Genomic DNA, 26,515 nt, shown 5'->3' on the forward strand with positions numbered 1-26,515 from the left:
TCTCCAGTTATGTCAGTTTGGCCCATCGGCGTTTTTACTAGTATCGATGCGGGATTAGGTGTTCAACTGGATGTGGCACATGAACTTGCTATTCCCACAATACAGTTGCATGCGCCACATCGTGAAACGCGAACCGCTGAGCACGCCCAGCGGTTTTTAAAGCGACTCGAGGAGTTCGGGATCAAGTTAACATGTGTCTTTGGCGGCTTTGAGGGAGAAAGCTACGCCGATATACCAACTGTTGAGCGGACGGTGGGGCTAGTGCCTCCCGCCACTCGGGCGCAACGGCTGAAAGAAATGCAGGAAATCAGTGATTTCACGAAGCTGCTGGGATGTTCGGTGGTTGGCCTGCACTTGGGATTTGTACCTCACGATCGAACGTCTTTGGTGTATCAAGATGTGGTGCAGGTAAGCCGTCAATTGTGCGACCACGCTGCGAAAAATCAGCAAAGCGTGCACTTGGAGACCGGGCAGGAGACCGCCGATGGCTTACTGCAGTTCTTGCAGGATACGCAGCGCGAAAACCTGTTTATTAACTTTGACCCGGCAAATATGATTTTATATGGCACCGGTCAGCCGATTGAGGCACTCAAGAGGGTTGGGGCCTTCGTCCGCAGCGTGCATTGCAAGGACGCTCTGTGGAGCGACCAACCCGGTGTGACCTGGGGCCGCGAGATGCCGTTGGGCGAGGGGCAGGTTGACATGGCAGCGTACCTCCGGACGCTCAAGGAAATTGGCTATCACGGGCCATTAACCATTGAACGCGAAATCCCGCAAGATCCGGAACGCCAAAAAGTAGAAATCGGTCACGCTGTTCGTCTGCTAACACAGCTTCGCCAGACGGTTTAAGATGCATTAGTAACCAACTGACAGGCCCGCGTCAGTCGTTGGGCCTGAGACGCGATACGTCTATTTCTTGTTCCAAAATTCGTGCTACTGCGCCGGAGTTGCGTCGCGAGCCAAACTGTGGCCAACTGGTTATTTCTGACAGCTCCGGCATGAGCTGAATTAATTGTTCTCGCAGCATTTGCGTCAATCGTTCAACGCGCGGCGTCAAATTGCACTCGGCGATTGAGGCCGCTGTCTTCATCACTTTGACCAACTGGGCACGTTCATAGACCGGTCGAGATAATCCGCCACTATCCTCTAACAGATCAACCAGTGGGACATCTAGGGCCACTTGAAACTTGCGCATTTGAGACAGGCTCAGGTCACACATCGGATCTTCCATTCGCCGCAACTCGGCTAGGTCGATGCCGAGTCGTTTGCACATGCTTTTCTCGCTCAGGCCTTGGCTAGTGCGAACTTCGGCCAGCCGATTCAGTTTGCGCGGTGCAGTATCTGGAGGTTGATTGTGCCCGCAGTCATCATTAGCCTTCGACGCACTACTGGTCCGAGCACCAGCGTCGATCGGCAAGTTCGTGGTACTTGCATGCGCGTTGACCGTTAAATCGGATGCTATCGGCGTACGAGCGTCAGTGCTACCTGGGTCACAAGGCTCATTGTCCGCTGTTACATCGTCAGCTATTCCATTGACAGCTACTACACGGCTGTCACCGTGGGCATCGTCCCGGGCGCTCCGACCAAGTCTGTCACCACAATCGGTGTCGGCCACAGCTTCGAAGTCGGAAACCGCACTATCGGCCGTCGGGGAATCTTGAACAAATAGAACCGCCAGCTGAGGTGGCTCGTGCGGCGCGAATGACTGTGAGTTTCCCGCACCAGTCTCAGCGCTGGCATGCTCAGCGCTCAGGTGGAGAATCCCCAGCTCACTCCCGCGCAGGGTGTGGGGCAACGAAGACATCTTATAAGGGCTCCGACGCCAAGCAGACTCTCTCACCGCCTGAGAGTGATCCGTGGGCGTCAGCACGGCTCATTTAAACCCTTTGAGGCAAGTATAGTTGGTCAGGTTCCCTTAGCCAAGGTCTTAGAGAAAAGATTTCCCCATTGGTTTGAAGTCAGAGACCTTGCTGCTGGCTACTTATTTTGCGCGACGTGCTCCCGGAATTTACTAAACTTTCACGGCCATTGCTGCTAGAATTCATCATCGGCTTCGGATATCACTGCCAACCAGAGGAGGACCCTGATATGCCGCGATCACGTAGCGCAACAAACTTAATTGCACTGATGTTGGCACTGCTGGCGTCATCGATAGCACTGTCGATTTTTGGACCGCCGTTGATCTCTCAAGATTCAATTGCTGGATCGACAGCAACCTCCAAGTCCGATCCAGCAACTTCCGCTGCGGAATCGACTGACGTGAATCAGGCAGCAACATCTAAGAACCAATCGTCAAATTCTGCTGACCAAAAGAAATCCGTCGAGGGTAAAGTGAAATCCGAACTTCCAGCCGATCATCCATCACAGATTGAAGCTTTGCGAAAAAAGAAAGCCATTGCTGCCAACCCCAGAGGGAAACTCAAGCCGGGGACATTCAACAAGCTGGACGAATTCGAAAGTTGGGTTCTCGTTCACAAAGGAACTGAACGAGCCTTCACGGGAGAATTTTGGAATCACAAGGCTCAGGGGACCTACATCTGTCGGCGCTGCAACGCACCGCTTTACAACAGTTCAGACAAGTTCGATAGCCAGTGCGGATGGCCCAGTTTTGATGACGAAATCCCTGACACCGTCACACGAGTTCCCGACAAAGATGGCTATCGAATTGAGATCGTTTGCTCGAACTGTGGTGGACACCTTGGTCACGTGTTCAACGGTGAAGGTTTTACTCGCAAGAATACTCGGCATTGCGTAAACTCTGTATCCATCAAATTCGTACCCAGCGACCAACCGTTACCGGACCTGCTCGCGCCCCAAGAGGCCATCAGCAAAACGCTTGACAAAGATAAGGGGCGAGACGACAGAGCCAAGGCGGATGCGAATGACAATTTGTCAGACGCTGACCGGGCTGCCGACAACCAGTAATCGTTCATGCCTCAGTTGGATGTAATCGAACCTGCGTTGCTGGGCACAGATATTTTGTCTGTGGTCCAGGCGGCCCCACTGCCCGGCCTGGACGATCAGCCGAAGTGTTCGCTAACCACGAAACGTGTGGCTCGACTGATTTCAGAGCAGTCGGTAAGTGGCCACGTTGCGGCCGCGCTATGGTTGTTGGCCTGTGACCTGGAACGTTCACACGCCATTAGCCAGTTGCTACATGACCCAAGCGGTTCGTATTGGCACGCCATCATGCATCGTCGCGAAGGAGACTACTCCAACAGCAAATACTGGATTCGGCAGGCGGGCAGGCACCCGGTTTTTAGCCAGTTAGCGCACGTCGTCAGACAGCGGCAGCCCGAATTGGCTGAAGAACTGGCCAATCAACCAACGGCGAGTCGGCAGTCCAATTCCGATGCAGCCTGGGTTGAATCGCTGGTGGATACAGTTCACTATGCCTGCACCTGCACATCCGCGCGGTCTGATCTAATGGTGCTAGTTGGATGGTGGGAGTGGCAATTGCTGTTCGCTTACGCACTACAACCGTAACCCTAAGCCGTTTGAACTGCTTGAGAACAGTGATTTGCCAGGAATTATTTGGCGTGGAATGGAATTGGGGTCGCCGCAATGTTGCCCGTCGCGACTATACTATCCACTTGTAAACTGAACCCAGGAATGCACGATATGATCGGCCTTCACGGGGGCACCAATATGCAACATCTGGCGGCAAATTGTCTTCGAGCAATAACGAATGAACCTGTCAAGTTTGTACGATTCGGGCAAGACGGTCTTGTCTTTCGAATTGTTTCCGCCCAAGTCCGAGGAGGGCGTTGGAGATTTGATGCGAGCCGTCGAAGAATTGGCTCGATACAAGCCCGACTATTTCACCTGTACTTATGGTGCTGGTGGATCGACGCGTGATCGTACTCTGTCGATTGCTGCCAATGTTCGTCGGGATTTTTCCATTCCAGTTGCTTCGCATCTAACCTGCGTGGGTTCCACAGTCGATCAGCTGCGCGGATATCTGGCAGACGCGCGCGCGGCAGGCATCGACTACATCGTAGCCCTGCGCGGCGATCCCCCTCAAGGCGACACCCAGTTCAAACCGGTGGTAGGTGGATTGCAGTACGCCAATCAGCTAGTGTCTTTAGTTCGGAGTGAGTTCCCCGATTTTGGAGTGGCCGTAGCTGGCTACCCGGAAGTGCATCAGGAGGCACCCAATGCGGACGTCGACTTGCAAAATCTAGTGCGCAAGGTGCAATGCGGTGCCGACATCGTCATCACGCAACTGTTTTACGACAATGCTGATTTTTTTCAGTTTCGTCAGCGTTGTGTCCAGGCCGGTATCACCGTGCCGATTGTGCCCGGGCTGCTGCCCGTATTGAGCCTCGGGCAAGTACAACGCATTACGAAACTCTGCAAAGCTAAACTACCGGAAACGCTCGTCGAGCGACTCAGTCATCGTGACGACTCCCAGTGGCAGTTTCAAGTTGGCGTCCAGCATGCGCTGGCGCAAGCCCAAGAGCTCATTGAGGCGGGTGTACCTGGAATCCACTTCTACGTGCTGAATCGCTCAACTGCTACCAGTCAAATTCTGGATAACCTGTCGCTCGATTCCGCTTCCGCACGGTAAGCCAGCTCGTTGAGCTACCTTGCGTTTTCGATCCAGCGGCTTCCCGGCAATGAAAACCAGATCATTCGGGTTCCATTTAACTAGGACCTTTCAACCTTCACGCCATAAGCTTCAAACAGCTGTCGACATTGCTATGGCGAAACCGCCAGCGCCGAATCGGAAATCACCAGTACTGCGAAAGATCGGTTGTCGATCAAGAGCGGGTATTTGCACTCCAGCAGCGGCGGCTCCGGCTGATAGGTCCGATCTACCAAGACCCATCGGAAGCCATATTGCCGGGCGAGTTTTAGCAGCTCTTCGGTTGTCCATCCCCGCAGTGCTCCACTAGCGTCTCGCGGCGGCTTGCAGGCTTCGATCCGGCGATACCACTCGATAATGGAATCGTTATCTTGAGGCACATCTTTCCAGCTCACCACCTCAGCACGACCGGCGTACCACTTGAAAGTTTGCTGGTACTTAGGCGTCAACCACAGCGAATCCGTTGGCGTATGCTGGGCAATCCAATCACACACAGCCAGCCAGTCACGATGGCGTCTCCACTGGTCGTTGCTCGTTGACCGTCGCGTCAATAACGCCCCAGCCTCCCACCGATCGTTCTCGGCCTGGTCGTCTACCTCATCGTCCCAACTGACGGAGTGAGGCCCAGGCGATTGTATCAGCAGTAGATCAGCCGGCGGAACAGCTGGGGCTGTAAATCGCGCCCAGTGGAGCGTCACCAGCCCGCACACAACAACTATCGCCAACGGCATACAGCGCCTGCCAGCCGGCGAAATATCTTTCAAATTCCAATAGCTGCCCGTATAGCTGATGTTCGTCAGCCAATTGCCAGCCACTAGCGCCAGTGCCAAGGGCACAGCTACATCGGACCAACGAAACCAGTAGAACCTCAGTAACCGTGCAGCCATATCCTGCCGCAAACCCAACTGGATTGCCAAGTCGATTAAGCCACCAATCAAACTAATGAGCACGGACAGCCAGGCGATGATCATTAGCTTCGATACCGGTCGCTCACGCCACTGAGCCCTCCGAGTCAATATCCACCAAGTCGCTGTGATCAGCGCTGCCAAGACTGCACCGGCAGCCATGTGCCGCTCCATGGCAAAGCTACGTGGCAACAGATGATGAGCTAAGCGAAAGAACACATGCACTTGTGGCGCAGATATCTGGTCTTGCTGACCGCTGCCACCCAATCCCTGCAGCGCCGGCAGAGCCCCTAACAACCCGATGGCGGCAGCGGTGGCCAACGCAATCCACTGCTCACGCACGCGCACAAATCGGTGTGGTTCTGTCAGCCACAACCCGGCCACAGTGACTCCAGCCCAACCCCCCACAACCGGATGCCACGCCACGGCGCTGCCCAACCACAGCCACGCCCAATGCCACCGCCCCTGAATTGCGGCAGCCAAACCCAACAGTACTAATGGATAGGCAATCGCCTTGGCTTCGAAGCCGCCCAGAAACCATTCGCCCGCCCAATTACCGTAGTGTACGAGCAGGAACCACAGACTGAAAGCCAGTGGTCGAATCGCTCCGGCGACCCCGCAGACGCACCCCAGCCGCATCCAAGCCAGGCCCATCAGCCCCCAAGCCACACATCGTCCGGCCCAAGCTACGGTGGGCAATTCCCACAGCCGAGCCGCCAGTCCAGCTACAGTGGTCGTAAGAAAATGGGAGTCGCCTGACTCAAGAAACAGGTCGCCACCATTGGCAAATGTCGCATTCCAAGCGTGTTTTGCCTTGGGGAGGTAGTGGGACTCGTTAACTCCCGGTGTCGGGCTGCCCACCAATACCATCGCCAGGGTCAGGTAAATTAGCGGCTCACCCAAGCTCCCTAAATACCCCAAAAATCGAGATCTTCCAGCGTTTGAGGTGGTGGGCGTCATCGTTCAGGCTGGCGAGTTAAACTAGGCTATGTCTGCCGGATTTGAGGAGAGCTGGGAAATTTTTGACGGTTTTGGAGCGCAAGTTGCAAAAAATCAACAAAAAGATGGCTGAGGTCGGCTTGATTTCTTGACTCAACCGACATTGTGCGTAGAGTGAATATATTGAGAAGGCTGAAATGTTAGTCTGGCTAGGGAACTGCCCGCGACCGACAGCAGTTAGAACCCAGATCCGCAGCGAATGGGGACTGGTCAATTTAATACCAAAGGAAGGGTCACGTATGTTAGTACTCTCAAGAAAGAAAAACGAGAGCATCGTCATCAACAACGATATCACCATCGTTGTCGTAGAGATTCGCGGTGACAAGGTTCGTCTCGGTGTGGAAGCTCCCCGTGAAGTTCCGGTACATCGTCGTGAGGTCTACGAAGCGATTCAGCGGAATCATCAAGCTGATGATTCGAGCGCCAGTGCTGCTCAGGATTAGAACACAACTACGTCAACTTTGCAAACGGGGAAGTGCCTGCTTGACCCCAGTTTGTTTGCCGATTCGTTTTTGCTAAGTTCGACTCGCATCCATAGTAGCCTACTTCGAGCCTGTATCGCGATGTTCGGCCCTCCCGAGCACTGCGATATGGGCTCAAAGCGTTTTAACAGTTGGCCACGCTCGCCAAGTGGCGCGGGGGCAATTCGTCGTCGAGGTGCTTGAGCCATACGAAGAGTTCGTATGGCCACCGTACTAGGTGTTAGCAATATCGGACGGTGGAACCACAGATCCTTCACCGTGTGGCGACGGTAGCTATGAACATGCGTTTGGCGAGGGTAGCGATGAACTGGCCAACGACCAGCGCCTACCTCACGCGCGCAGCGGCTACACCCATTCGACTCAATGAATTGAAAACAGTTTGACCACTAGGGTTGACTGACTGCAACGTGGCTGATAAAAATTCCGGCTTAAGTACTGGCGCGGGCGAATCACGTAGAAGTCGTCATCGCAAACCAGCGGCCCCTTCGTCTAGTGGTCTAGGACATCGCCCTTTCACGGCGGCAACATGGGTTCGAACCCCATAGGGGTCATTAGGTCGGCCATCACCAACCCTTGGGAACCATCACTACCGATGATTTCCAAGGGTTTTTTTGTGCCATAATTTTTGGTCAGGGATTCGGCATCGTCAATGAAGGCGCCACTCACGAAAGTTGCTAGCGGTTGATCAAAGGAGAATCCAACTTTCCATGATTACTGGCCAACTAAAAACCAAGGTAGACCGCATCTGGGACACGATGTGGTCCGGCGGTATCTCGAACCCACTGTCGGTGATCGAGCAGTTGACCTGGAGGCACTGGAACGAAAATTAGCCGATCAGAACCAGGCGGCATTGAAACAGCTGCAGGAGCGCGACCAGCTGGATGCCGAGCTGCAAATGCTGCACAAGCAACCGGCCGAGATTCGGGCGGAAACCGCACAGCAGACCGATTCGCACGACTATTTCGAGGCCGAAACGCGTCACTACCTGATCGATGTGGACCTGGGCCGCGCCGGCTGGACTCTCGATCAACACCGCGACCGGGAGTACAAGGTCACCGGGATGCCCAAACCGCAGGGCATTGGCTACGCCGACTATATGCTATGGGGCGATGTCGGCAAGCCACTGGCGGTGGTCGAAGCGAAAAAGGCAACCGTCGATCCTCAGCAGGGCAAGCCGCGAACGGCGATCGCCCCGGTGGATGTGCTGCAGCGAGCTGGCCGCGTTAAGCGGGCGTTGTTTTGGAAGATCGGGTTTCCCTAGTCAATCAGTCTGTAGGTGTGTTCAAGAACCATCTGCCCGAATCCAGTCCGGTGAATCTGATGACCGAGAGGGAGACCGAGGGGCGGGTCTACGTCTGCACCTATCCCACGATGATGGGCATGATCGACAAAACTTCGGGAGGCGTGGTACGATTCGGCACGGGGCATTTCGACCTGGTGATCATCGACGAAGCCCATCGGTCGGTCTACCAGAAGTATGGCGCGATATTTCGCTACTTTGACTCGTTGCAGCCTCGAATCGAAGGGCTGACAGGTTGAGCCGCTAGAAAAGGCTGCGCGTCCGTGCACCGCTTAAAGATTTGCAGAAGGTTTTCAGCCATTAACGGTAGCCTCGTCCGGGTGAGCCAGGAGCAGGGTGGCGTGATTTTCTGATGGGTAAGAGGGCGTTTGCGTCTTGGTTCGGAATAGAGGATAATCAAGAATTGGCGTTCTTGAGGGGTTCGCGGCGCCGGAGCGACGGTTTATGTGTTGGCGGAATAAGGATGGGGCTGCGTTGATATTCAGGTGTGGCATTGTCTGGATGTGGTTGGCTGGGGCAATCTTGCTAGCTGGGCAGTTGCGCGCGCAGGATGCAGATGCGGTGGGGTCTGGTCTACCCTTTGGCGACGGCAGCGGTCATGAGGCTGGGGAGGCTGGTGTAGAACGCTTGAGACCAGTCGAACTGACGTTTGATAATGATATTCAGCCGCTGCTGACACGCTTTGGCTGCAACGCAGGAGCGTGCCACGGTAAGTCGCGTGGCCAAAACGGTTTCGCGCTGTCGTTACTGGGGTTCGACTCGGATTTTGACTATTCAGCTATCGTGCTGCAGGCTCGAGGACGTCGAGTCCAGTTCACATCGCCCGAGAATAGCCTGCTGTTGCGCAAGGCGACTGGCCAGGAGCCCCATGAAGGCGGTGTACGATTTGACGTCGACAGCCCACACTACGAAATGTTTCATAGCTGGATCGCCCAAGGTGCTCCACGCACTCCCGAAACGGCTCCGCGTTTAATTCGTGTGCGCGTCGAGCCACCTGAATGCAGTTTGAGTGCTGGTCAATCACAATCGCTAACCGTGTGGGCCGAGTATTCGGATGGTTCGCAGCGCGAAGTGACGGACGCGACTGCCTTTGATTCAAACGACCGCAATATTGTGGACGTGTCGGCGACCGGGATGTTGCAAGCCGGCGACCTGCCAGGAGAAACGGCAGTGATGGCGCGGTATATGAACCATATTGCAGTTTGCGGTATTACCATCCCACTACCCAATCCTGCGCCGCCAGAAGTCTACGCTTCGCTACCTTCAAATGGCGAGATTGATCGTCTGGTTCACGAAAAACTGCGGCTGTTGGGAATCTTGCCGTCTGACCCCGCTTTGCCATCGACGCTGGTCCGTAGAACTTATTTGCGGCTGATTGGTCGCCTGCCAACGGCCGATGAGGCCCGGCAATACTTGGCGGATCCCCATCCTGATCGACAATCCAACTTGGTCGATGCTTTGTTGCAACGTCCCGAATATGCAGATTTTTGGGCGAACAAATGGGCTGATCTGCTGCGTCCCAACCCGTATCGCGTCGGCATGAAGGCGGTACTGAATATGGACGCCTGGCTGCGCCGCGCGTTTCGTGAGAACTGGCCCTACGATCAGTTTGTCACCGAGCTAGTTACCGCGCAGGGTAGCACCTGGCACAACGGTGCGACGGTATTGTATCGAGATCGACCACAGACTGTCGAAGTCGCGTCGTCGATCAGCCAACTGTTCTTGGGAATTCGCCTGGAGTGTGCCAAGTGTCACCATCATCCATTCGAGGTCTGGAGCCAGGATGATTTTTACGGCTTTGCAGCGTTTTTCGCTCGAGTTGGCCGTAAGGGAACTGGTCTGTCACCGCCCATCTCTGGCAGTGAAGAGATGATCTTCAGCGCAGCCTCGGGCAAGCTGGTGCACGAACGTACAGGCGAAGTTGTCAAACCCAAGACGCTGACCGGTGATCCGTTGGAATTGGGGCCTGACGATGATCCACGGCAATTGCTGGCCGCCTGGATGACCAGCGCGTCAAATCGTCACTTTCCAAGCGTAATGGTCAATCGAGTGTGGGCCGAGCTGATGGGCGTGGGCTTGGTCGATCCGGTGGACGACTTGCGGGCAACCAATCCGGCGTCCAACCAGCCGCTGCTGGATTACTTGGCCAATGAGTTTCGAGGACAAGGCTTCGATATTAAACAACTCATTCGGCTGATAGCCACCTCAGCAACGTTTGCCCGCTCAAGTCACCCCAGTACAAACAACGTCGCGGACACACGCAACTTTTCGCGCTATTATCGCCAGCGAATGCGAGCCGAATCGCTCCTGGACGCAGTCAATGATGTTCTGGGGACAGAAGAAAAGTTGGCTGCTCTGCCGCCCGGTTCGCGAGCCATGCAGCTTTGGACTCACCGTACGCCCAGCCTGTTCTTGGATACCTTCGGTCGTCCAGACGAAAACCTGGACCCTCCTTACGAACGCTCGTATGAGCTGACTACACCTCAGATTTTGCACTTGATGAATTCGAAGGCTGTTCACGAAAAAATCTCGCATGATGAGGGTCGACTTGCGGCCCTGGCTGCTGGATTGCTGGCCAGCCAGGAGGTAGTTGAGGAACTGTACCTGTGCTTCTATAGCCGACCGCCGAACGAAACAGAATTGTCAGTGGCTATGAAACTATTTCCGGCAGAGACATCGACCAGTCGTCGGCAGGCCGTTGAAGATCTCGCCTGGGCGCTGCTCAACGGACCAGAATTCTATTTCATCGACTAGCAGAGCGCACCGCCATTGTCCGGCCCGTGTTCAAGCGCGCCTTCTGCTGCTTCGCGGGTACATGCCCATTTGTTGACAATCGCTTCAGGCAGCTCTACAAACACACGCGATGGCTCAAAGAGCATGCCTTCGACCCGAGGGAACAGCACAACACGGTCGACACTCTACCGATGATTATTTCTTCGACGTGACCTGTTCTACCAAGGTTTGAACCGTGGTACGAATGCGCTCTTCCACTTCATGGGTGTAGGGCGCGCGATGACCGTATTCGTGCATGCCAGTTGTACCCTCATAGCCGCCTTCGCGAAGTACGCGGGCGCTGGGCACGTAGCTCAACAAATCGTTGTTGTAGCCACAGACCCACGTTGTGTTCCATCCAAACAGTTGCTTGAAATTCAGCGAGTAGTCCACGACCGTCTCCCCGGTCAGCGCAATCAGCGTCAGTTCCGGCCCAAAGTTCCAGACCTGCACTGGATAGGGCACACGATCGGGCAAAGACCCCCACGTTTTATACTGCTGAATCCAGTGTAGACACTCGCGGAGTGGCATACCGCGCAGGGTCGGTAAGCGCTGTTGAAGTTCCTGTAAGGATGGACCGGGCTCCAGTAGTAGTTCGGTGTGCGCCATGGTCACACTCAGTGGTCCACAGAGTGCAACCATGGGCGCTTCGATAGTTTGCCGCACCGATTCGGCCAGTATATCGCCGTACATCGCAGCCAGTTGCACAGCCGCATCCTCGCGGCCGCGGATGCGCGGCAGCGGATTGGCGTCGCCGCCGCAATTCTGTATGAACAGGGCTGTGCAGTCTGGATAGGTTTCTTCCAATGCCAACTGTGCGAAGCCAGCATAATCGCCGTTGACGCTCAATCCGCCCAAGGCTGTTGTATGGCAAGAGTAGCCAAACACGATAGCTCGCAGCCTGCCAGCGGATTTGACGGCCAGCACCGGCACATCGTGGTCGACAGGACCGGGCAGCGGTCGTGAGTCAGGGCCGCGCGAGCGCCGACGATTGACAGCCACACCAGCCAAGCCTTGTTCAAAAAATAGTTCAGCCGCTGTTAAATCGGCGATCGCCTGGCCAATAACGCGATGGTATTGCTCGTAAACCATTGCAGTGTACCGGTCGCGGGCAACCGCCTCGGTGGGCGACAGTTCGTAGTACAACCACAGCACATCCTCCGTAATAGGGCAACTGTGATTGTGTGACGTATTCAGAATTAACCGTTCGCGTGGCAATCCATATTCGGCCAGCGCTTGACTGGCAATGCGCTCGACCATCTTGGTACTCAGGCCGACCAAATCGGCAGTTACCAACACGCTCGTTTGGCCACCAGCATCGCGCAGCGCCAGGGCCTTGAGCCAGATGGGATGATCGACGCGTTGCGACATCCGCGTCGCGCCTCCATAACCGGCCAGAGGCACCGACTGTGCGGGAGTGATATCCGCCCGCGCAACACCCGCCTCCCACTGTGCTGAGACACCTTGCGCCGATCCAATTAGTCCGGCGATTGCCAGGCATGTCAGGCAAGTTAGGACAGTCGATTTCGTGCGGATGGTCGTTCCGGTTGACTGGAGGAGGCTTTGTAGAGTCATAGGGAAACCAGTCTGTACAACAAGCTTTCGTTAGTCAGTGGACTGAGCAACTACCCCATAGATTGTAGCGTACGCATGTGTAGATTTGTGGTAACAATTCACGCATATTGTAGGGTGGGGCCAGTGCAGGCCGGTAATCTAATTCAACGTTTTTTGGATGAAGGCAAGTACAAGTGAGCGATTGATGCTTGGCCCCGCGCCGACCCACCACCGGCGTGAGCGGATACGATTGGCCGAGCCTCTCGGTCTGACCCAACCCACAGCAGGTTACTACGTTCAGTTTGCTATCCCGGAGGTCCGTTTTAAACGACAGTCCAGTGAAAGTGGACAGAATCAATGTTAGAATGGAACTGGTGATGGATTGCCCGTATTGATATTGATATTGATCTTGTCCGACAAAAGCGGTGTGACTATTGGAATGAATCAACTGGCTCGTTGCATATCGACTTGTGTTCTCTGGAACGCGATAACCCATGCGCTGGTTGGTGCGGCAGTGAGTTTCTGTTCGGCGGTCGGCAACTGCCAGTCGCCGGATCAGCTGAGATCGACAATTGTCGGAGCAACAACTTCTGAATCATTTGTTCAAGCCGGCGACGATCCGGAGCCCGCAATTGAGAAGTTAGGCTTTAGCGACAACGACCTGGAGTTCTTTGAAAGGCAGATTCGGCCAATTTTGGTCGATCACTGCTACGAATGTCATTCGGGCACGGAGCTGAGCGGAGGTCTGTCGATTGAGTCCCGTGCGCAAATGCTGGCCGGTGGTGATTCGGGACCGGCGATGCGCCTGGGCGAGCCAGAGAAGAGTCTGTTGGTTGCTGCGATCAGCTACCAGCATGATGAGTTAAAAATGCCGCCCGCCGGAAAGCTGTCGGATGCTCAAATCGCGGCTTTAACTCGTTGGATTACAACGGGGGCTGCGGATACCAGAATCCCCTCCAATACAGGCCAATCCCCTAAACCGCTCAGGGGAATGAGCCTAGACGAGGGCCGACAATTCTGGGCATTCCAACCGGTTGCTAATCCGCACTTGCCAAGCGTTGACAATCCGTCATGGCTGCAATCGCCCGTCGATGCGTTTGTGCTCGGCAAACTTGAGCAGCGGGGGATCGTGCCAGCACCACCAGCCAGTCGGGCAGCGCTGATTCGTCGCGTCTACCTGAATTTGATTGGCCTACCACCCTCGCCGGTGGAAGTCGATCAGTTTGTCAACGATCCCTCGCCCGGTGCATTTGCGGACCTAGTGGAACAGTTGCTGGCCTCGCCGCAGTACGGCGTACGATGGGGAAGGCATTGGTTGGATGTGGCGCGCTACGCGGACTCCAATGGCTTGGATGAAAATATGGCGTATGGAAATGCGTGGCGGTATCGCGACTATGTGGTTGCAGCGTTTAATACTGACAAACCCTACAACCAGTTTGTGATCGAACAAATCGCTGGTGATCTGTTGCCGGATGCGAACGAGCAGTCGCGCGTGGCCACCGGCTTTTTGGCGTTGGGGGCCAAGGTGCTGGCCGAACCGGATATGGAAAAGCTGGTGATGGACACGGTTGACGAGCAGATCGACTGTGTTGGCAAGGCGTTTATGGGCTTGTCGCTGGGCTGCGCCCGTTGTCACGATCACAAATTCGACCCGCTCACACAACGCGACTACTACGCCTTGGCAGCGATCTTCAAAGGTACTCGCACATTTTCCGGCGAGCGATTTGGCGCCATCAAGTACTGGTACGAACACTCGATGGCCGACCCGGCCGAACGTGAACGCATCAAAAGCGTTGACGCGCGGGTGGCTGCCGCCAAGAGCGCAGCAGCCAGCTACAAGTCGCAGGCGATGTCAAAGATTCGCAGCCAGGCCGTATTGCAGGCAGCCGACTATTTGATGGCGGCTACTCAAATCCCGCTGGGTGCGTCGCTGGTGGATGTTGCCGAGGTAGCCCGGCCACTGAAATTGCATCCGCGGATTCTATACCACTGCCGTCAGCACTTGGAGAATCAGCGCGAATCGGAGTTTTTTGCCGCTTGGCATAGGTTGCGGGACGACGGAATTGCCGTGCAACAACATTATGCCGATCTGTTTAGTCGCGCTTGGGCTGCATGGGAGGCTGCACAGCGAACCGAGCCCAAGGTTGCCAATCTGAGCGATGGACAACTGGAGCAGGCTCGCCAGGAACTGAACGATCCTTCGGGCATGCTGGTCGTTCCTCCGCAACCGCAATATGCGTTTGACGAAGATACACTGCGCGAGTATTACCGGCTGATGGAGGAAGCTCGAATCCTGGAAAGTGGTGCTGAAGACTTGTCGGCGGCGATGGGTGTGGCCGATGGCACGCCTCTCAACTGGTTGCCGATTCACATTCGCGGCAGCCATTTGAACTTGGGTGAGCCGATACCGCGTGGATTTCCGATCGTCATGCAGACTTCAACAGTCCAGCCTATCTTGCCAGATCATCAGAGCGGGCGATTGGAATTGGCTCAATGGCTGGCCAGTACCACACATCCGCTTACGGCGCGGGTGATCGTCAACCGCATTTGGGGCTGGCATTTTGGCCGGCCATTGGTGAATACGACCGAAAACTTTGGTGCACTGGGGGGCCGACCCACGCATCCTGAGTTGCTGGATTGGCTAGCGCGCAGTTTTATGCAGTCGGGCTGGTCGATCAAACAGTTACATCGCCTGATTCTGAACTCGAGTACCTACCAGATGGACTCGCAACATCCGCAGGCTGCGCAGGCCGAGGCGCATGATCCTGCCAACGACCTATTGTGGAAATTCCGCATACAGCGGCTGGATGCTGAGCAGTTGCGAGACAGTTTACTGTCTGCCAGCGGCCTGATGGATGCTGGTATTGGCGGCAAATCGGTGCCGTTGCGAAATCACCAATTCGTATTCGACCATACTTCAATTGATCACACGCGTTACGACAGTCCTCGACGCACGCTGTATCTGCCGATCATTCGCAACAATCTGTACACGCTGTTGGAGCAGTTCGATTTTCCTGATCCGACGATGCCGACCGGCTGGCGGCAGACTACAACCGTCGCGCCGCAGTCCTTGTGGATACTCAATGCCGATCTGGTCATGGATGCTGCCAGTCAATTGGCCCGGCAGATCACGCACGATTACTCGGACACCGATCAGCGTATTAACGAGATGTACGTTCGCCTTTTGGCCCGACTGCCTGGACAATCCGAGCGTCAGCGCTGCACCAGTTTTTTGGCTCAGGCCAAAGTTGCGATTGATTCCAGAGTGCTTGAGAGTCAATCGTCGCCCGAGTTCATCGCCTGGTCGCTGTTGGCTCAGGGCCTGATGGCCACCAACGACTTTCTGTATGTGAGGTAACTAGCAATGATGCACGACCACCAACTCGATTGCGCAGCTTGCAGTGCTGGGGCCAGCCAGCGTCAGTCGTTGGAGCTGAGTCGCCGCAGCATGTTGCTTCAGACCACTGCGGTTGGGTTCGGGAGTGTGGCGCTGCGAGCTCTACTGGGAATGAGCACTACGCCGACAGTGGCCCATGCAGCCGATACAGCGGCTGACCCAACTGTGGGTCTATCCCCACTGTCCGCCAAGCAACCGCATTTCGTAGCGCGGGCCAAGCGGATTATTTTTTTGTTTATGAAGGGTGGGCCGTCACACGTTGATACGTTTGATCCCAAGCCGCTGCTGGATCGCGATCATGGTCAGCCGCCACCGTTTGCACTGCCGCGCGTGACATTTGCGGCACAGGGCAATCTTCTAAAATCTCCCTGGCATTTTCGACAATACGGTGAGAGCGGCTTGCCGGTGAGCGATCTATTTCCCAAGGTCGCCCAGCATGTAGACAGTATCTGCGTGTTGCGATCGGTACATGGCACCAATCCGGCACATGGCGGAGCGCTGCTGAAACTGCATACTGGTAGCGACCAATTTGTGCGGCCCAGCATGGGCGCTTGGGTGGTTTACGGCTTGGGGACCGAGAATGACAATCTGCCTGCTTTCGTGACCATTTGCCCCACGTTAGCACACGGCGGAGTGAACAATTGGGGGGCCGCCTTCTTGCCGGCCTATTGCCAGGGCACACCCATTGGTAACGCCAGCCAATCGTCGCTGACAGCTCAGGTACGCCACATTCGCAATCCGCGATTCGAGACGCAGATACAACGGCAGCAGATCGACCTTGTAGGTGGATTAAATTCGGACCACTTAGCAGGAATCAGCAGTGCGGCCGATCGTGCGGCGTTAGAAGGTCGCTTGCAATCGTACGAGTTGGCCTTTCGGATGCAAGCCTCGATGCCGGAGGCTCAAGATTTATCACAAGAGACGGCGCTCACACATCGACTGTACGGCACCGATGACCCGATCACAGCCGACTTTGGCCGCCAGTGCTTGATGGCTCGGCGCTTCTTGGAGCGCGGAGTTAGATTTGTGCAGGTGACGCATTCCGATAGCGAAGTCCAATGGGACCAGCATTCGAATCTCTATCAGGGCCACACTAAGAACGCCGCTGAAGTTGATAAGCCGATCGCCGGGTTGCTGGCTGACCTAAAACAGCGCGGACTGTTGCACGATACGTTGGTGTTGTGGGGCGGCGAATTCGGCCGCACGCCAACCTCTGAAGGAGGTAACGGTCGCGATCACAATCCGCACGGATTTACGATGTGGATGGCCGGGGGCGGCGTACGCGGCGGCATGGCCTATGGCGCGACTGACGACTACGGTTATTACGCGGTCGAAAATAAAATGCACATCAACGACCTCCACGCCACGCTGCTGCATCTGCTGGGACTGGACCATCAGCGATTGACGTTTCCATACGCCGGCCGCGATTTTCGGCTGACCGACGTGGCCGGCCAAGTCGCAACAGGGATTCTGGCCTAAGGCCCGTGGCCAACTGATTGCCGATGCAGCCGGCCAAGGCTGGTTCATAAAAGATAAAATTGCGCACATCCGGCATGAGTCTCCCAACTGGCACATGGCGATCAAAATCAGCTACACCGCAGTTCGCGATGCGCGCCGCAAACAGCAGGGTGGTGCTTCGGGCACGTTGGCGGATAACCAACCAGTTGTGCTTATATGCTGATATCAATTGTCCGCATTTTCGATATGTTCTTCACCCGCCCAGTAATCGTCGTGCATGTTCATTCGCATTTTAGATTCCATCAAGAGGCTGAAGAGTACCGGAACGACGAACAGCGTGATCAGCACGAACAGCGTGCCTCCGAAAACTGGTAAAGCCATTGCCTTGGCAACATCGGCCCCTCGGCCAGTCGCTAATAGTACCGGTGTCAATGCGGCGAAGGTGGTGAAAGAGGTCATCAGGCAGGGGCGAATGCGTTTTAGACCTGCATCGACTACCGCATCGCGGATCTGAGAGATCGAGTCGAACCGGCGACGACGAAAGACCTGGTCAAGATAAGTCGCCATCACCAGTCCGTCATCGACGGCCAGCCCAAATACGGCGATAAAGCCAACCCAGATTGCAGTGTTCATTTTCACTCCCGCCAGGGCGACCAAAATCATGCCACCGCCGAAAGCAACAGGAATCGCAGCGAAGATGATTAATGCAATCGACAGCCTGCGAAATTGAAAGTAGATCAAGAGGAAGTTGATCAAAATTACGACTGGGATGATCAACATCAGACGCCGATTGGATGCGAGTTGTTCTCGAAATGATCCCACCGGTTCTATGAAATACCCATCTGGCAAATCGAGTCGACCATGCTCTCCGTGCGGTAACAGCATGGCCTCGCGCAGCGACTGTTGCACTGAAGTCGCGGTTTCCAGTGAGCCCATTGAACCCGAGGGCGAAAACATTACATAGGCTACTAAACGTGCGTTCTCGCTACTGATCTCGTCCGGGCCCCAAGTGGTGGTCATGTGCGTCAATTGTCCTAGCGGTACCGTCTCGCCTTTGGGAGTGACAACTGGAATTCTCTCAAGTTGCTCGATCTCATCACGCAAATCGCGTTGATAGCGTACTTGGATGGGATATCGCTCACGCCCATGAACCGTGCGGGTGACGTTTAGGCCACCCAGGGCCACCTCTACAATCTCGTTGACGCTGGTCACCGACATTCCGAATCGTGCCGCAGCTTCACGATTGATCTCAAACTCGACATAGGGCTTGCCTAGGACGATGTCGGGGTTGACGGTCTCGGCATGAACCTGGGGCAATCGCCGCAGATGGTCGCGAACCGCCAAGGAAACTTGAGCCAGCTGCGATAGATCATCGCCATAGATTCGAATCGCCATCGAGGCGCGAATTCCGGATTGCAGCATGACGACTCGCCCCTCGATCGGTTGTAGAGGCGATGCGCGAGTCACGCCAGGCAACGTGGCTACGTTATTGATCTCGTCCCAGATCATCCTTTCTGTGGTCCCAGGACGCCACTGCCCCTTGGGCAATAGCATGACGTAGGTTTCGATCATCGCGGCTGGGGCGGGATCGAGAGCCGATTCGGCGCGGCCTATCTTGCCCAAGACATCCGCCACCTCCGGAATTTGCTTGATGAGAGCCCCCTGGGTTTGCAGTACCTCGAGCGCTTGTGAAAGACTGGCACCGGGATAAAGTACTGGCATATAGAACCAAGTACCCTCGTCCAGCGCGATCCAGTCGTCAGTCTCTAGTCCGGTAAACAGATGTTTGGCCTCAACATAACCTGGCAATTCATTGAGGTCTGTACCAAGATAAGCCACACTGCGTTCGAGCGGTCTCAGAATCGTCGGCAATCCGATCCAGGCTCCAATTCCCAGCAAGACTACTGCAGCAGGCACAGTCAGAAAGCTTAGCTTGTGTACTAACAAAAGTCGAAGCAGCGGTTCATAAATCCAGTGGATCAACTGACTGACCGGGTTTTCTTCAATGGGGCGCAAGCGTTCTCGCCCGAGCATGTACCCAACCGCGAATCCAACCAGTCCAGCTAACAGCGTTAACCACACTCGCGATAGGGCGATCCAGTGGCCAATCGCCTCGAACCAAACTACACCAGCCAGAGCGGCAAAGATCACTGCCAGTCCGCTCCCCACGACTAAAGATGTAAAACGCGATATTGGCTTGGATCGCAACAATAGTCGGGCTAACATCGGCACCAGTAGCACTGCAACGATCAAGGCCGCGACCATGGCAAATGACTTTGTGTAGGCCAGCGGTGCGAACAAACGGTAGTCGCGACCAACCAAAAAAAAGACCGGCAGAAAGCTGACGATGGTCGTGGAGATGGCCGTCATTACCGCTGGCGCTACCTCATGCGTTGCCTCAACGATGATCGCTTGTCTTCGCCGTTGACCGCCGGGAGCCCCTTCAGCCTCCCAATCGGCCAGATGACGATAGATATTCTCCGACACAATAATCGACAGGTCGATGATCTCGCCGATTGAGATGGCGATTCCCGCCAGTGACATGATATTAGCGTCGATACCAAAAACTCGCATCGCGACAAAGGTCATTAACACAGCGATCGGAAGTGTCACTGCCACGACGATGCTAGCACGGATATGCAGCAGAAACAGCAACACAACCACAACAGTGATGATGATCTCTGCTTGGAGCGCCTCGGTGAGAGTAGCAATCGTCTCATTGATCAGTTGCGTGCGATCATAGACCACTCGAAAGGTCACGCCACCTAGGCTTGGTTCCAACGAGGCCATCCGTTCCTTCACCGCGTCAATGACGTGTCGCGGGTTTTCGCCGAATCGCATCACGATGATGCCGCCGACCGCCTCAGCGCCATTGAGGTCGAGCGCACCACGTCGGAACTCGGGCCCCATTTGAACATTGCCTAAGTCGCGAACGCGAACTGGTACGCCACTACGTGACATGACGACCGTATCTTCGATGTCAGGCACCGTCTCTGCGGGCGAACCACTGCCCAGGAATCCCCGGCCGCGGATGACAAACTCCATTCCACCACTCTCAACGGTCTTGGCACCGACGTCAATGTTGGAATCACGAACGGCGTCGACCAATTCTGCCAGAGGAGTTTCATGGAAGCGCAACCGATCTGGATCAACTTCGATCTGATACTGACGTACAAATCCCCCGATGCTGGCGACTTCACTGACTCCATCAATGGCTTGCAACTCCAACTTGACGACATAGTCCTGCAACGATCGCAATTCGGCCAGATCCATCCCAGCGTCTGGCGGTTGCAGCGTGTAGTAAAGTATCTGGCCGAGCGCAGTAGCGTCAGGGCCCAGCATCGGGGTCACACCATCGGGCAACAGTGAAGCCACGCCACCCAGTCGCTCCAGCACGCGTGTCCGCGCCCAGTAAAACTCAGTGTCGTCAGTGAAGGTCACCTGGACAAAACTAAATCCGAACATGCTCTTACCGCGCACGCTTTCGGCCCCAGGTACTGATAATAAGGCCACCGATAGCGGATAGGTGACTTGGTCTTCGACGTCACGCGGAGAGCGACCCGGCCAATCAGCAAAAACAATGACTTGGTTCTCACCAACGTTCGGGATCGCGTCCACCGGAACGACTCGGGTCGAATGGTAACCGGCTGCGATTAGCCCACCAGCCAGCAGCAGCACGACAAGACGTTCGCGAACGACAAAACGCAGCACGGATGGTAGCATCACTCGAAGCCGATCGTTTGGGTAGCGTTGCTGCGGGTGGGTTTGAAGCAAATCATTCGGTCGGTACCACTACCAGGTGGATCCCACTATGTTGATTGACTGGATATTCACCAAGAGACTGCTTGCATCCAGATTAAGAGCTGAGGACTTATTACTTTAGTTCCGTTCCAGTTGCTGGAGGTGGCAGACTCAGCAACTTCTCATGTGTGGCACAGCGCAACATCTTGCTTCCCATGTAGGGGTTGGCGGTTGGCTTCTCGATTTGAAGCCAGTCGGCCCCACCGCTGGGTACCATGCTACAGTAAAAGTGAATCATGTCGCTGGTGGCATTGTCGCCGCGGACTGCAGCCGCGATTTGTAGTGTCAGGTGGCTGACGCTTTTGAACTGCTCGCGTGCCTCCTCTAGCGACCGATGATGAATATGGGCTACGGTACGATCGATCTGCGAGGCCAGATCTCGCACCGCCTGTGGCAAAGAGTCGGCGGCAGCTAGTTGGCGGGCTGTAGCTTGTAAGGTTTCGACTTGAGCACTAGTTGGAAGCTGATCGGATGCAAAGCTGGTCACCAGTGCGGAATACTTCTTATACAGCAGCTCGATGTCGTCGCCCAATGAGCCCGAAACTCGTTTCGAAACGGCGACAGGAAGGTTCATCGGTCCTACTGCCTCAGGCTTTCGGGCGATCGCCCGTTGCGGGTCGATGAGCGAAGGTTTTCCCGCCAATTGCATTTGCGAATCGATCAAAAACGTTCCACTAACGGCAACTTGCTCACCGACCTGGACACCACTTTGAATAACCGCTTCGTCGCGCAGAAGCGGTCCTAGTTTGACAGGACGAATCTCGAAACGCCCCGGCTCGGTTTCCACATAGACCAGACTCGTGCTGCCGGTCATCAACACTGCTCGCCTTGGGACAACCAGTACTTCAGGCTGCGCTACCGGCTCAGCGGAGTAGCCGTATCGCTCGGTCGACACCAGATCCATTCCGCAAATTGGGCACGACCCCGGTTCATTGCGAATGATTTGCGGATGCATTGGGCTGATCCATTTGCCTGCCAGATCGGCATCGTAGACTAGGCCCTGCTGGCCCAACGGGACAAGGACCATGGCACTGGCATAATCTCCTGGGCGCAGAGTGCCGTCGGTGTTGAGTAATTCGACTCGCACATCAACCGTGCGCGTATTGTCATCCACAACGCGACTGATGAACGCTACTCGTCCCTGTCGCGGGATTCCGGGAGTGGACGGGACAGTTACTTCCACTCGTTGGCCGAAGCGGATCATGGCTGCATCTTGGGGAAACAGTTGCAGCAGCAGCCAAACCGTACTTAAGTTGGCAATCTGATATATGGGGTCACCCACTTCAACATACTTTCCTTCGACCAGCAATTTCTGAATCACCGTTCCTCCGATGGGCGAATAGACGGTGATGCGCGATTGCCCTTGACCGGTGTGATCGAGTTCCGCGAGCTGATCTGCGGTCATTCCCAGTTCAACCAGCCGTTGCCGGGCACCATCGGCCAGTCGCTGCTGTGTACGCTGGACGCCGGATAGGGCTGCGCCCTGTAAGGTCTCGACTGCCCGCCGGCTTTCCAAGTACTCTACCTGGGCCGAATAGAGTTGCGGACTGTAGATCACCGCCAGATGATCGCCTTGCATGACTTCGACCCCAGTGTAGTCGGCGAATAACCGTTCGATGCGACCGGAGACATAAGCCGCGATGGTGGCTTGACGACTTTCGTCGATAGCAATCCGACCGAGTGATTCAAGTCTGCGTTCGACTGCCCGCTGCTCAACTGTTGCGGTACGAATATTCGCTAGTCGTCGCGATGCCGGTTCGATGGTGACCGAGTATTGATCTAGCTGACTTTCTGAACCAGTAGTCGCTAGTTCTAACGGCATCGCGCAGATCGGACAGCGACCTGGATTGGGCTGGCGAATCTGCGGATGCATCGGGCAACTGTATACCGCCCCGGCGGCATCCGCTGTGTCACCGCGAGCGCCAATTCCGCCAGCGCTAATCCAGCCAACTCTTTGAGCAAGACCGACCAACACGATCAATAGAATTCCTACACACAGGAATACTGCCGCCCTAATAGCCAAGAGCTTAAGATGTAGCCAGTCTGGTCGAGGTGGCGGTGGTAAAGGATCTTGGGAAGCCCCCATCGAACTCACCCCAGGTTGATCGGAGTCGACAGGCTCAATTCTAGACGAGTGGACTTTGCTTGCGTCTGCCATCACTACAGGCTTTGGTTGATTTCCAGTAGGTTCAATCGCTCGGCACGGTCATTGGTTCAAGCAAACCAGTGCTCTGAATTTGGTCAGAAACCGGTAACGGTCCTCCCACGGTTTGTTCCAGCCTTGCCAAAGCAATCGCCTTGTCCGTCAAAGCCCGGTAGTATGCCGATTCGGCAGTCAGTAGGTTGCGTGCATTGGCAATGACCCGTTCGAACTGCACCGCTCCCTGTTCATAAGCACGTTGGTCGGCTTCGAACCCTTGGCGAATCTGAGGCAGAATCGTAATCAGGTAGAGCCTGGCAGTTCGATCAGCTGCTCGAACCTGTTCATTATAGTCCAACAGCATCACTTCGTTTGCCCGTATGACCTCTTCTATTTCCAAATGAGCCGCACAGTGCTTCCAGGAGGCCTCTTGCCGCATCGCCGCATATTTCTGGTGCCACAGCGGAATATTAATTCCGGCTCCAATTTGCCAGGGATCGGAATTGCTCATTCCCGGATTCATTCGCATAAACATGTGCTCATAGTTGAGTGTTAAATCCGGCACACGCTCAAGCTTTGCAATTTGCACACCCCAGGCGGTTGCTTGGGTTCGCAGTTGAGCCAGCGCGATTTCGGCTTGCTGATTCAGTGCAATCTCCCGCAGTGTTTCAAGCGACAGTTCAAAGCTTGGATTATCCAAAGCATCTGGGATCGTCACCAGCGAGTCGGCTGGTCGATTGAGCAATTGATTAAAAATCGCCTTGCGTAACGCCAGTTGCTGGCGCAGTTGCAGGCGTTCCTCCTCAGTCCGGCTCAGCTCCACCGTACCGAGAATGACGTCACCTGATGTAGCGCGTCCTACCTCCACTTGAGCCGTCGCGACGGAAACTAGCGAACGGATCAACTGCTCATTGGCCTCATTGATCTGCAGCAACTTTTCGAGCAAGTACAGCCGATACCACGCCTCGCGGACATCAGCGGCAATCCGCTGCTCAGCCGCGCGGACTATCTGCTGGTTGATCATGGCCTCAAAGGATGCTTGTTGTGCCCGGGCATCGAGTCGCTTGAGATACGGAAGCGTTTGGCTGATCATCAGCGTGCCACGTGTCTGGCCGTCGACCATCATCATCGGCTCGCCGAAGACACTCCCTCGGGCCATCGGGTCAGGCAAGGCTCTTAATTGCGGAACCCGTGCCCATGCTTCTCGCGTATTAGCCCGCAGCCGACGAATCTCCGGATGATTAGCAATTGCAAAGTCGACGAGCTCCACCAGTGCCTGACCGTTGCTACTGCCGAACGCTGCGGCTTCTTGGTTGCTTACCTGGCTATCCACAGGTCCGGTAAGAGTGTCGAGCAGTTCTGGAGCTTGAGAGACTTGTGTATTGAACTGCGCTAGCGAAACCAGATTCAGCTGCGGCGTCTCAACTGTTGACACCGTGTTGGCAGTCGATCGATGGGATGCTACGGCAGCTTCTGTCAGAATTGTCTGACTGGGCTGGCCGACCTTGGCAAGCGTGCTACCAAGTTTCAGCGATGGATCGCTACGACAGCCACCGATCAAGCAGACCGCACATGCCAATGCTACTCGGCAAACCGACTGCTGTCTGTTCGGCACGATCATGATTCTCGACTCCGCGAACAATTTCACTTTTGCTTGCAAGCGACGCTTATGCCAGCATAGTGCGGCAGACTAGCTCTGGTTACCATTGCGTGATCAGCATCCATATTAAGCAAACCGTGGCAGTGAGCGTACAAAGCCAATAGCAATTCGGAGTCCTGTCATCGATCAACACCGCTTATAAATCAGACCCTACCACCTTTCATCGACATTTAGGGTAATTGCGATCAAATAAGGTTTAACGCAGAGCAGATAAATCATCGTTTCGAGCTATCTTGCATTGGCCAGATTCCCTAAGTTCCATTTGACCTGCTCCCCAAAACCTGATCCAGGTGATATGAAAGTCGAAGAGCCCGAAACGGGCAGGAGGACTTTCAATGACAAGGCGAAGACGCAAACACACAAGCGAACAGATCATCAAGAAACTACGAGACGCCGACGCGATGCTTGCGGCTGGCAAGAGTGTGGGCGAGGTGCTGCAAGCGTTGGAAGTGAGTGAACCGTCACTGAGCCGCTGGCGCAAGCAGTACGGCGGCATGAAGAGCGAAGAGGCCAAGCGTTTAAAGCAACTGGAAGATGAAAACACTCGGCTGAAACGACTGGTGGCGGACCAGGCGTTGGACATTCAGATGCTCAGGGAGGTCGCCCGGGGAAACTGAGCACCCCTCAAGCGCGTCGAGAAGCAGTGGAGATGCTGCAAGCGAAGTATCAAGTATCGCAGCGTCGAGCCTGTCGGGTGTTGGCACAACCAAGATCCACCCAGCGTTATGAGGGGCATCCGAAGGACGAAGACGAGCGGCTAACGAAACGCATAATGGAGCAAGTTAGGCGTAGACCGCGTTGGGGCTATCGCCGGATTGGACAACTACTGCGTCGAGAAGGAGACAGCCTCAACATGAAGCGTATGTACCGACTGTGGAGATCGGCAGGGCTGAGAGTACCAAGGAAACGCAGGAAAAAGCGAAGTCAAGGCCAAGCGGTGAACGCCTGTCATCGGAAGCCAGCCAGCCAACCGAATGATGTATGGACATGGGATTTTATGGAATCGACGACGCTCCAGGGCACAAGACTCCGATGGCTCAATGTGATCGACGAATACACGCGGATGTGTCTGGCGATCAAGGTGTCACGAAGCATCACCAGCGAAGACGCGATTGATACGCTGGCCGAGCTATTCTCGATGTATGGAGTCCCCAAGATGTTGAGAAGCGACAATGGGCCTGAATTCATGGCCAAAGCGATCCAGCAGTGGCTAAGCAGACTATCGATTCAGACGCTGTATATCGAGCCAGGATCGCCGTGGCAAAACGGAGTGTGCGAGAGTTTTAACGGCAAACTCCGAGACGAGTATCTGCAACCGAGCGAGCTGGTTTCAGTGGCAGACGCAAGACTCAAATCCCGACAGTGGCAAGACGACTACAACAGAGTCAGGCCCCACAGCTCGCTGGGCTACCTGACCCCCAACGAGTTCGCCGCTCGCTGTGCTGATTCCGTTCCGTTC

17 protein-coding genes, 1 tRNA gene and 1 pseudogene are annotated in these 26,515 nt (G+C 55.3%); 13 read left to right on the plus strand and 6 right to left on the minus strand.

Translation table 11 applies throughout. The annotated features are described in order from the left end of the window. Positions 1-9: 9 nt before the first annotated feature. The gene (locus tag KF752_12130) at positions 10-849 is read left to right on the plus strand and encodes a sugar phosphate isomerase/epimerase (protein MBX3422293.1); all 840 of its coding nucleotides are present in this window, start codon (positions 10-12) and stop codon (positions 847-849) included. 31 nt (positions 850-880) lie between these two features. Here KF752_12130 and KF752_12135 read toward each other — a convergent pair whose 3' ends face one another. Next, entirely contained in the window at positions 881-1,804 is a 924-nt protein-coding gene (locus tag KF752_12135) for a helix-turn-helix transcriptional regulator (GenBank protein MBX3422294.1), read from the minus strand. A 323-nt stretch (positions 1,805-2,127) separates the two neighbouring features. On the opposite strand from KF752_12135, the gene KF752_12140 reads away from it, so the two are divergent. The 3 genes from KF752_12140 to metF all read left to right on the plus strand — a co-directional run bounded on the left by KF752_12140 (position 2,128) and on the right by metF (position 4,570). After that, positions 2,128-2,925 (plus strand): methionine-R-sulfoxide reductase, encoded by a 798-nt coding sequence (locus KF752_12140; GenBank protein MBX3422295.1) that lies wholly within the window; start codon positions 2,128-2,130, stop codon positions 2,923-2,925. A gap of 6 nt (positions 2,926-2,931) precedes the next feature. Then, positions 2,932-3,486 (plus strand): hypothetical protein, encoded by a 555-nt coding sequence (locus tag KF752_12145; GenBank protein MBX3422296.1) that lies wholly within the window; start codon positions 2,932-2,934, stop codon positions 3,484-3,486. 202 nt (positions 3,487-3,688) lie between these two features. Beyond that, on the plus strand, positions 3,689-4,570 hold the full coding sequence (gene metF / locus KF752_12150; GenBank protein MBX3422297.1) for a methylenetetrahydrofolate reductase [NAD(P)H]: 882 nt from the start codon (positions 3,689-3,691) through the stop codon (positions 4,568-4,570). Positions 4,571-4,701: 131 nt separating this feature from the next. On the opposite strand, the gene KF752_12155 is transcribed toward metF, so the two are convergent. Then, positions 4,702-6,453, minus strand: a complete 1,752-nt coding sequence (locus tag KF752_12155) for a hypothetical protein (protein ID MBX3422298.1) — start codon at positions 6,451-6,453, stop codon at positions 4,702-4,704. A 278-nt stretch (positions 6,454-6,731) separates the two neighbouring features. On the opposite strand from KF752_12155, the gene csrA reads away from it, so the two are divergent. From csrA to KF752_12185, 6 genes are all read left to right on the plus strand, one after another. Continuing rightward, positions 6,732-6,935: a carbon storage regulator CsrA gene (csrA, locus tag KF752_12160; GenBank protein MBX3422299.1), complete on the plus strand. Its 204-nt coding sequence runs from the start codon at positions 6,732-6,734 to the stop codon at positions 6,933-6,935. Between the two features lie 256 nt (positions 6,936-7,191). Next, entirely contained in the window at positions 7,192-7,341 is a 150-nt protein-coding gene (locus KF752_12165) for a hypothetical protein (protein ID MBX3422300.1), read from the plus strand. A 111-nt stretch (positions 7,342-7,452) separates the two neighbouring features. Further along, positions 7,453-7,525, plus strand: a tRNA-Glu gene (locus tag KF752_12170). Between the two features lie 206 nt (positions 7,526-7,731). Then, a complete protein-coding gene (locus KF752_12175) occupies positions 7,732-8,235 on the plus strand; it encodes a hypothetical protein (protein MBX3422301.1) in 504 nt (167 codons plus the stop codon). Then, entirely contained in the window at positions 8,214-8,513 is a 300-nt protein-coding gene (locus tag KF752_12180; GenBank protein MBX3422302.1) for a DEAD/DEAH box helicase family protein, read from the plus strand. The genes KF752_12175 and KF752_12180 overlap by 22 nt, the downstream gene beginning before the upstream one ends. Before the next feature lie 235 nt (positions 8,514-8,748). Then, a complete protein-coding gene (locus KF752_12185) occupies positions 8,749-11,028 on the plus strand; it encodes a DUF1553 domain-containing protein (protein ID MBX3422303.1) in 2,280 nt (759 codons plus the stop codon). A 174-nt stretch (positions 11,029-11,202) separates the two neighbouring features. On the opposite strand, the gene KF752_12190 is transcribed toward KF752_12185, so the two are convergent. After that, complete coding sequence (locus KF752_12190; GenBank protein ID MBX3422304.1) at positions 11,203-12,621, minus strand: hypothetical protein; 1,419 nt, start codon at positions 12,619-12,621, stop codon at positions 11,203-11,205. Positions 12,622-13,114: 493 nt separating this feature from the next. Between KF752_12190 and KF752_12195 the strand changes: the two genes are divergently transcribed. Together KF752_12195 and KF752_12200 are read left to right on the plus strand one after the other, a co-directional pair. Beyond that, complete coding sequence (locus tag KF752_12195) at positions 13,115-15,958, plus strand: PSD1 domain-containing protein (protein ID MBX3422305.1); 2,844 nt, start codon at positions 13,115-13,117, stop codon at positions 15,956-15,958. A 9-nt stretch (positions 15,959-15,967) separates the two neighbouring features. Continuing rightward, entirely contained in the window at positions 15,968-17,476 is a 1,509-nt protein-coding gene (locus KF752_12200) for a DUF1501 domain-containing protein (GenBank protein MBX3422306.1), read from the plus strand. A 204-nt stretch (positions 17,477-17,680) separates the two neighbouring features. Here KF752_12200 and KF752_12205 read toward each other — a convergent pair whose 3' ends face one another. The 3 genes from KF752_12205 to KF752_12215 all read right to left on the minus strand — a co-directional run bounded on the left by KF752_12205 (position 17,681) and on the right by KF752_12215 (position 25,017). Next, a complete protein-coding gene (locus tag KF752_12205) occupies positions 17,681-21,178 on the minus strand; it encodes an efflux RND transporter permease subunit (GenBank protein ID MBX3422307.1) in 3,498 nt (1,165 codons plus the stop codon). A gap of 151 nt (positions 21,179-21,329) precedes the next feature. After that, positions 21,330-23,414, minus strand: a complete 2,085-nt coding sequence (locus KF752_12210; GenBank protein MBX3422308.1) for an efflux RND transporter periplasmic adaptor subunit — start codon at positions 23,412-23,414, stop codon at positions 21,330-21,332. Between the two features lie 31 nt (positions 23,415-23,445). Continuing rightward, positions 23,446-25,017 (minus strand): TolC family protein, encoded by a 1,572-nt coding sequence (locus KF752_12215; GenBank protein ID MBX3422309.1) that lies wholly within the window; start codon positions 25,015-25,017, stop codon positions 23,446-23,448. Positions 25,018-25,391: 374 nt separating this feature from the next. On the opposite strand from KF752_12215, the pseudogene KF752_12220 reads away from it, so the two are divergent. Further along, positions 25,392-26,467: pseudogene (locus tag KF752_12220) on the plus strand (IS3 family transposase). The last annotated feature ends 48 nt before the right edge of the window (positions 26,468-26,515 follow it).

Source organism: Pirellulaceae bacterium, assembly GCA_019636385.1.
Classification (GTDB): Bacteria; Planctomycetota; Planctomycetia; order Pirellulales; family Pirellulaceae; genus Aureliella.